The 288-nt window shown below is 53.5% G+C and carries 1 protein-coding gene; it reads left to right on the top strand.

All coding sequences use genetic code 11. The features are described from left to right. Positions 1 to 288 (top strand): DDE-type integrase/transposase/recombinase (locus tag HMPREF0308_RS13465; RefSeq protein ID WP_155115468.1); only part of this gene is annotated, 288 nt, incomplete at both ends.

Here is a 288-nt window from a genome sequence, read left to right as displayed (position 1 = left end):
CCTTGTGTGCCGAAACTTCCGTGCGCAGGCACCAGGCAGGTTGTGGGTTGCCGACATTACCTACGTTCGCACCCTGTCAGGATTCGCCTATACCGCGTTTGTCGTGGATGTATTTAGCCGAAAAATTGTTGGTGTTGCTACACGCTCGACGATGCGTACCGATGCGCTGCCCATGGAGGCTTTGGAGCATGCGTTAACGACTGCAGGACGAATCCATGGAAACCAGTTAATTCACCATAGTGATCGGGGCAGCCAGTATGTGTCACTGAAGTATTCCACTGCGCTAGC

Source organism: Corynebacterium striatum ATCC 6940 (assembly GCF_000159135.1).
Classification (GTDB): domain Bacteria; phylum Actinomycetota; class Actinomycetes; order Mycobacteriales; family Mycobacteriaceae; genus Corynebacterium; species Corynebacterium striatum.
This window is presented reverse-complemented; position numbering and strand designations above follow the sequence as displayed.